4 protein-coding genes are annotated in these 7,987 nt (G+C 46.4%); 1 reads left to right on the forward strand and 3 read right to left on the reverse strand.

From position 1 onward, the window contains the following. Positions 1 to 111: 111 nt before the first annotated feature. The gene (locus tag B5F71_RS17870) at positions 112 to 2,466 is read right to left on the reverse strand and encodes a beta-galactosidase (protein ID WP_087213048.1); all 2,355 of its coding nucleotides are present in this window, start codon (positions 2,464 to 2,466) and stop codon (positions 112 to 114) included. Positions 2,467 to 2,680: 214 nt separating this feature from the next. On the opposite strand from B5F71_RS17870, the gene B5F71_RS17875 reads away from it, so the two are divergent. Further along, entirely contained in the window at positions 2,681 to 4,609 is a 1,929-nt protein-coding gene (locus B5F71_RS17875; RefSeq protein WP_143269936.1) for a family 43 glycosylhydrolase, read from the forward strand. Between the two features lie 181 nt (positions 4,610 to 4,790). Here the strand turns inward: B5F71_RS17875 and B5F71_RS17880 are convergent, their stop codons facing one another. Both B5F71_RS17880 and B5F71_RS17885 read right to left on the reverse strand, forming a co-directional pair. Continuing rightward, entirely contained in the window at positions 4,791 to 6,365 is a 1,575-nt protein-coding gene (locus B5F71_RS17880; RefSeq protein ID WP_087213051.1) for a hypothetical protein, read from the reverse strand. Positions 6,366 to 6,383: 18 nt separating this feature from the next. After that, a complete protein-coding gene (locus B5F71_RS17885; RefSeq protein WP_087213056.1) occupies positions 6,384 to 7,595 on the reverse strand; it encodes a hypothetical protein in 1,212 nt (403 codons plus the stop codon). Positions 7,596 to 7,987 lie beyond the last annotated feature (392 nt).

Consider the following 7,987-nt stretch of genomic DNA (forward strand, 5'->3'; position numbering starts at 1 on the left):
CCGCTCCTGTTCTTCGTCAGATAGCCCGCTATCTTCCTCATCACAGAAGCGAAAATGCCTCAAAAACTCATCCCAAATCATCGCACGATAAATTCAAAACAGCTTCTAATGTTAATAAGAGAAATTTTCGCCTTTCACATATACTTTAAAATCTTTGATGCCTCCGGGCACATTGCTTTCCATACGGGGCAGATATTGGATTGCAGTCAGGGTATGCTTCGCTCCCAAATCAATTACGACCGCATGAGGATAAGCCGAACCGGTTTCGGTACTCCAGTAGGTAGACTCCTGCAAATCGAAAATCTTATCCGCCGAACGGTTTACTTGCGATACATCTTCGCTGTCCGCATATTTTACAATCCACGGTTCACGCGAAAGACGTTCTCCGTTTTCATCAAGCAGATACATTTCGGCAATACATGCCAAGTCTTTTCCGTCTTGCGCATTCAAGGCTTCAATACATACATAACGTCCCGAAACCGGCTTGCCGAATTTCATTTCCTGCCATCCGTTGCCCGCTTTGAAGCTTCCGCTCAATACCGGGGTTTCTCCCGCAAGCCGGAGTTCTTCACCCTTATTGCGATGTGTCAGCGGCTTATTCACCAGCAATTGGTTCAGAATCGGTTCTTCCAACCCTTCCGTACGGGCTTCTTTTGGACCTACGATATCAAATACCAATATTTCATTTTCGCCTTCTTTCAACCAACATCCCGGGACATACAATGTCTGCTGAGGACCGATTTCCCAAATGCGTCCGATGCCATATCCGTTTACATAAACCAAGCCTTTGCCCCATGTTTCAAAGTTCAAGAACGTATCGCCCGGCTTCTCTACGTGGAATGTAGCCCGGTAGCAACCCGGCACACGCTGGCCTTGCGCATCTTTTACCGACTTCAGCGGTTCAAACTTCAAACCTTTATACCATTCGTAACGGTCTTCCAGGTTATAAACCTTCCAACCTTTCAATTCGGTAGTACGTCCTCCGTTCTTCAATTCGACCTTTTCGGTAATTCCTTTAAAGTCTTTGATAGCCCGTCCGAAATTGATACGTCCCATGGCTTCCACCAAGATATCCAATTGCGCACCTTCGGCACATGCCGGAATATCCAGTTGCTTTTCCCCGTTCCGGCGGTCCAGTTTGCCGATATATTTCCCGTCAATAAAGATTTGTGCATAATCGTGAGCTTCGGTTACGGTAAGTGTAGCCGAACGGTCAATCTTGGGCAAAGTTGTGCGGTAAAGAATGCTTCCGAATCCCTGATCGTACTCTTCCATCGTGCGGATGGTATCATCGCTCTTCGGTTCGGGCAGATTAGCGAACAGCGGAGCCACTTCGGTAAACTCGAAAGCCGGTACGGAGATAGTCGGGATATCATCGGGCACTTTAGCCTGCTTCTTTCCGTCCATATATTTCGCCAAGGTCTCACGCAATTTCTCGTATTTCGGCGTAATCTTTCCCGATTCGCTGATAGGCGCATCATAATCATACGAAGTCACATCCGGTGCAAATCCCGGTGAGTTCGCTCCAGCCCAGTGTCCCCAGTTGGTACCGCCGTGAGTCATGTAAAGGCTGAACGAAATACCCTTTGAAAGCATTTCATCAATGCCGGCAATCATATCATCTGCCGCACGGGTCTCGTGATTGGCTCCCCATTTGTCGAACCATCCGCTCCAGAACTCGCTACACATCAACGGGCTGTCGGGACGTACTTTCTTTAATGGAGCAAACTGTTCGTCGATATTCGCACCCGTACCGAAGTTCATGGTCCACACCAAATCGTCTAATGCATTGAGTTGGAAATTGGATGCCCAGTCGCATTGAAACAAGGTTACATCGCCGAAGTTCTCCCGCACGATGTCGCGTATCTTCGCTACATATTCCTTGCTTTCGCCATACGATCCGTATTCATTCTCTACCTGCACCATAATAATAGGACCACCCTTCTGTATGGTCAATCCAGCCACCTGATTGGCAACTTCTTTCTCGAAGATAGCCACACGTTCCAGGAAATACGGGTCGTCCTCACGCAAACGGATGCCTTTCTTCTTTAAAAGCCACCAGGGCAGACCGCCCATTTCCCACTCGGCACATACATACGGACCGGGACGGAGGATAACATACATATCATTCTTCTGGCACAGGCGGCAGAACTCAGCCAAGTCCTTTTGCCCGGTAAAGTCGAACTCTCCCGGCTTCTCTTCATGGAAATTCCAGAAAACATACAGGCAAATAGTATTCATCCCTAACGCCTTGCATTGCTTGATGCGATGCTCCCAATAGGCACGTGGAATACGAGGATAATGCAACTCGGCAGCCTTTACCACAAAAGGCTCGCCATTGAGCAGGAAACTTCCTTTCCCTGCCTCAAACGTTCCGCTTTCAGCTTTCGGCGCACACGACTGAAATCCAGTCATCGCTCCAATAGAAAGCAGAAGCGACACGCCAATAGTTGCCAATTTATTCATACAAGTTTTCTTTAAAAGTTAACAAATAATTTCATGTTATCAGATTGTCTGCACAAAGATAGGAAAAAATGGATAGCCGAAAGAGAAAATAATCAGTCAAATTAGGGGCATAAACCGGTCAAAAACACTTTCTCGCATACATCGTAATGCAGAAAGCCCTATCTTTGTTAAAAGAATAATCCAAACAAATACTATTAACCAAAAACAATTAACCATGAATTACAAGACACGTATGCTTGCCTTGCTCGCGTTGTTTCTGCTGACAATTTCAGTATCGCGGGCATCCCAGACAGAAGAAAAAGACTATGTAGGCTATCTCTTCACGTATTTCACCGGAAACCACATCAGTGAAGAAGCGGTATGTTTTGCCGTCAGTATGGACGGGTATTCTTTTTATGCACTGAACGGCAACAAGCCGGTGCTCGACTCGAAAGTCATCAGTTCGACCGGAGGTGTACGCGACCCGCATATCCTGCGGTGCGAAGACGGAAAGACTTTCTACATGGTCGTGACCGATATGGTGTCGGATAACGGATGGGATTCGAACCGCGCTCTGGTGATGCTGAAATCTACCGACCTTGTCAACTGGTCGCACTCCATCATCAACATGCAGAAGCGCTATAAAGGACAGGAAAAGCTGAAACGGGTATGGGCGCCTCAAACCATCTTCGATAAAGAAGCAGGCAAGTATATGCTTTACTGGTCCATGCAATACGAAGGCGGACCGGACGTTATCTATTACGCATACGCCAACGAGGACTTCACCGACCTGACCGGTGAACCGAAACCTTTATTTATCCCTGCCGACAAGAAATCGTGCATTGACGGGGATATTGTTTATAAAGACGGAGTGTACCATCTGTTCTATAAAACAGAAGGACATGGAAACGGCATCAAAGTAGCCACTACCCGCTCGCTTACATCAGGGGAATGGAAAGAAAGCCCCGACTACAAACAACAGACCAAAGAAGCGGTAGAAGGTGCAGGCACATTCAAGCTGATAGGACAGGACAAATACATCCTGATGTATGACGTGTACATGAAAGGGGCTTACCAATTTACGGAAACCACCGACCTGGAACACTTTAAAGTGATTGACCATGCAGTAAAGATGGACTTCCATCCGCGTCACGGAACGGTTATTCCCATTACGCGTGCTGAACTGAAACGCATTACAGATAAATGGGGAAAGCCGGAGGAACTGGGCGAATTGCCTCAGAATCCGGTATTGCCCGGTTTTCATGCCGACCCCGAAGTGCTCTATTCAAAGAAAACCGATAAATATTACATTTATTCCACTACCGACGGTCAACCCGGGTGGGGAGGCTGGTATTTCACGGCATTCTCTTCTCCCGATCTGAAAGACTGGACTTATGAAGGCGTCATCCTCGACCTGCGCTCTCCACAGGTTCCTTGGGCAAACGGCAATGCATGGGCACCTGCCATTGAAGAAAAACTGATAGACGGAAAATACAAATACTTCTTCTATTATAGCGGCAACCCCAACGACAATTCGCGCAAACAAATCGGTGTAGCCATAGCCGACTCGCCCACAGGTCCGTTTAAGGACATGGGACAACCCATCATCACCGATTCTCCTGCCGGACACGGGCAGCAAATTGATGTGGATGTATTTACCGACCCAATGACTGGTACACCTTATATATATTGGGGCAACGGTTACATGGCAGGAGCCGAACTGAACAGCGATATGGTATCGGTAAAGAAAGAAACCATCAAGGTGTTGACTCCCAAAGGCGGAACCCTGAAAGACTATGCCTATCGCGAAGCCCCGTATGTATTCTACCGGAAAGGTACCTATTACTTCTTATGGTCGGTAGACGATACCGGCTCGCCTAACTATCACGTGGCATACGGCACATCCGATTCGCCTCTCGGTCCGATAAAGGTAGCCAAGGATCCTATCGTAACCATTCAAGACCCGGCAAAAGAAATCTACGGACCGGCGCATAACTCTGTCGTACGCAAACCAGGTACCGATGAATGGTACATCGTCTACCACCGCATCAACAAGAATTATCTGGATAAAGACAAAGGTCCGGGCGTGCACCGCGAAGTCTGCATCGACCGGCTTGAGTTCAATGAAGACGGAACCATCAGACGCGTGACACTCAACAGGTAAATCATCTAAAAACGACTTCGTACCAATATAAGAATCAACAAAAAGACACAGAGATACAAAAATATTTGATATTCACCATAAAACTTTGTATTTCTGTGTCTTCCGGTTAAAATCTTTTCAGCGTTCAGAACCTGATAGAATATTACTTTATTGGAAAATTTAAACAGGTTCTAAGACATTCTTAAAAATGCACACCTAACGTGAACAACAGCTGATGACGGTCATTGTTTACTTTGACGGCAGGAAGACCTTCCTCCAAATCAAACGCATAAAAGTCGGCCTTATAAAAATCGTACTTATAAGCCAAGTCGGCATAGAACAGCTTACCCCGATAGCCCAGACCTACCGTTACGGCCTGCAATGACTTCGTATTCATATATTCCGGATTCGTACGCGTCTCGTCAGTATCTGCGATATTTTTATACGAATCATCGTATATCAATGCCGAACGGAAATTATAACCGGCACGCACGCTGAACGTCGATGATACTTTTGTTTCCATACCGACACGAAATGTATGAACACCTTTTAACGACTCATTTACAGCTGCCGTTCCGTTAATGTATTCACTACCGTCCGTTTCAGACAACTTGGCAGAAGAATATTTGGCATATTCGTATTCTGCATCCAACGCCATGATGCCCCCTACTACCGTTCCCATACTGACATTGAAACGCCAAGGAGTGGTCAGACGAAAATCACGGACATACTGAGGATGAAGATAATCAGCTAAATTTTCAGTCATTTCTCCAAACCCCGGCAGGTTAGAAGTTAAATTAGCCGTATAACGTTCGGTTATCGAGTACCATATCGGGGTATGAATCGCCAAACCTATACGGAACGGCGAATAAGCAAACGGACGGACAATTGCTCCCAATTTCAAATCAATACCCGAACCGTCTGCACTATAAAAGTTGTTTAAAGTATAACTGCCATTGCCCGACAATGTTTCACCATACGATGAATAACGATTATAATCGAGGGTATATATACCTAATGTCACACCAAAATAATAACGGTCCTGCACATTGACAGCCATATTGATATCATACTCGTTGACGCTTCCTTCCTCACGACTGTAATATTGATTACTTAACGCCTTCCAACCTTCCATACCTACTATCCGATCACCCGATTCAGATGATTGAAGGATGGGAGAAACCAAATGAGTGCGTGCACCTAATGCGCCCAAAAAAGGAGTACCGTAAAAATACTCGTCGATGTATGGATTTTCGGCATCATACAACTCCGCAAAATCTACCTCCGTATTATAATAACCTGCGTTCAGCAACATATCCGCCATTTGCCACGTAAGTGAAGCACCATTGGCGTATTGTCCCGATGTTGAGAACTGGCGATTAAAGTTAGCACGCTTGTGATAATTAAATGCAAAATTCAAATAACGGATATTGGTCTTGTTGCCTATTTTCGTGCTCCACACCAGTCCCGCCTGGTCGAACGAAGCTTTCGTACGTTTCTCATTGGCAACCGAACCACCCATATCCGATTTTGCCTGATTATTGTTCATGCCAAATGAGACCGTAACATCATTTCCCCGAAATAGTCCAATACCTGCAGGATTGGTTCCAATGGTCGAGATATCCGCTCCTAACGCACTCATCGCACCTCCCATGCCGACAAAACGAGCTGTCCCATTTAAATCATCGTCCATATAACGGACTACATCATATTGATTTTGAGCCATCACTGCCGACATACAGCCAAGCAGTAAGGCTATCATGCTTATCTTTTTCATATCTGTAGTTTAACTAATTTATCTTCTACGTGAACCACCGCCTCCACCTGTACTACGTGTACGTGTGCTTCCGCCTCCCATTGAACCCCGATTGAATCCGCTTCCTCCACTTGAGAAACTGTTACGGTTCGAATTATAGCTGCGGGTTTTATTCGAATTATTCACGTTACGATTATAAACCTGATTGTATGTACGTCGTGTACTGCTTGGACGGTTATAAGACGAGCCGGTCCGATCTATCGTACTGCTCGGACGTACGTAACTGCTATTACCGCGTGAAGGACGGACATTTCCTACCCCGTTGTTCCGGTTTCCAAACGACTGAACTGAAGGACGGACAGATACACCTTCTCCTCCTGTACTTGGACGGACTACCCTACCATTCGTATACCGGCGTGCTCCTGATGAGGAGCCATTGACAACACGTCTTCTCGTAGATTGCGTGCCGCTTACCATACGGCTCCGGCGAGAACCGGAATAGCCTTCATAACGCGTGTACCTGTAATCTGTATGTCCCGGACGATGCCATCCGCTGCCTCCCCAATACGGATGCGGATGATGCCACGGTCCCCAATAGCCGGCATACCAACCGCCCCAGTAACCGCCATACCAATACGAAGAATACCACCCGCCATAATGCCATGGCGAGTACCATCCCCAACGGGGGCCGGCTATACTCCAGTTCCAGCGCCAGTCCCACCACAACGGATTAGAATAGGTGGGGAACACGTAAGCATACAATCCATCGTCGTATACGTTCCAGTCCCATGATGGAAAAGCACCATACACAACATCCCAATACAAGGGGCTGCTGATAGGAATGGCATACGCCGGACTACGGAAACGGACGATACGCATGGCGTATTCGTAATCGTCCTGCGAACCTTCGAAGCCGTTCACCCATTCACCCCGTTCGCCGTAAGGTTTCTCTTCTATGTATAGGGTATCGTTCTGCATGCTGAACGTATTCTCTCTCGATGTATACCGGCGGTTGTATTCATCAATGTCACGCGTTTTCCCCGTCACGTCCTTTACCACCACTGTTGTGCCCGGAGAAACCGATGCCGTTGTAGTTGTAGTCGTTGTTGTCTGCCTCGTCACCTGACGTACCTCGGTTTTCGTTTCCGCCTTCTTTTCTTTCTTCGGAACAAAATAAAGGTCGTCATTCTGTGCCATAGCCAGCCACGGCAAGCAAGCTATCAGCAACGAAACGCCTAATCTTATCTTCATCTTCATACCTATTAAAAATTTATTGTTTACCATAATCTGCCGGAACCTGCCTATTCCTGCAATACAAAGTTAGCGAGAATCTTGTATCCCGCAAGTAGGATTTCCCTATTTCGCGGTAGGGTTTTCCCTATTTTAGAATTATTTATAGTCAATCCAAAATGAAATGCTGAAATTCCGCATGATTCGTTCCATTGAACACAGAGACACAGAAGAATTGACAATGGGCAATTTGTGCCTCTGTGTTCCATTCCATTTTCACAAACCAATTTTTCTATAAAAAACTGTTTTAGAAGCTGTTTTGAATTTATCGTGCGATGATTTGGGATGAGTTTTTGAGGCATTTTCGCTTCTGTGATGAGGAAGATAGCGGGCTATCTGACGAAGAACAGGAG

The sequence above is a fragment of the Bacteroides sp. An269 genome (assembly GCF_002159755.1).
GTDB classification, from domain to species: domain Bacteria; phylum Bacteroidota; class Bacteroidia; order Bacteroidales; family Bacteroidaceae; genus Phocaeicola; species Phocaeicola intestinalis.

Bases quoted from the DNA above. Each gene is read 5' to 3' on its own strand.
- B5F71_RS17870 (WP_087213048.1), bottom strand. From the start codon at position 2,466: ATGAATAAATTGGCAACTATTGGCGTGTCGCTTCTGCTTTCTATTGGA.
- B5F71_RS17875 (WP_143269936.1), top strand. From the start codon at position 2,681: ATGAATTACAAGACACGTATGCTTGCCTTGCTCGCGTTGTTTCTGCTG.
- B5F71_RS17880 (WP_087213051.1), bottom strand. From the start codon at position 6,365: ATGAAAAAGATAAGCATGATAGCCTTACTGCTTGGCTGTATGTCGGCA.
- B5F71_RS17885 (WP_087213056.1), bottom strand. From the start codon at position 7,595: ATGAAGATAAGATTAGGCGTTTCGTTGCTGATAGCTTGCTTGCCGTGG.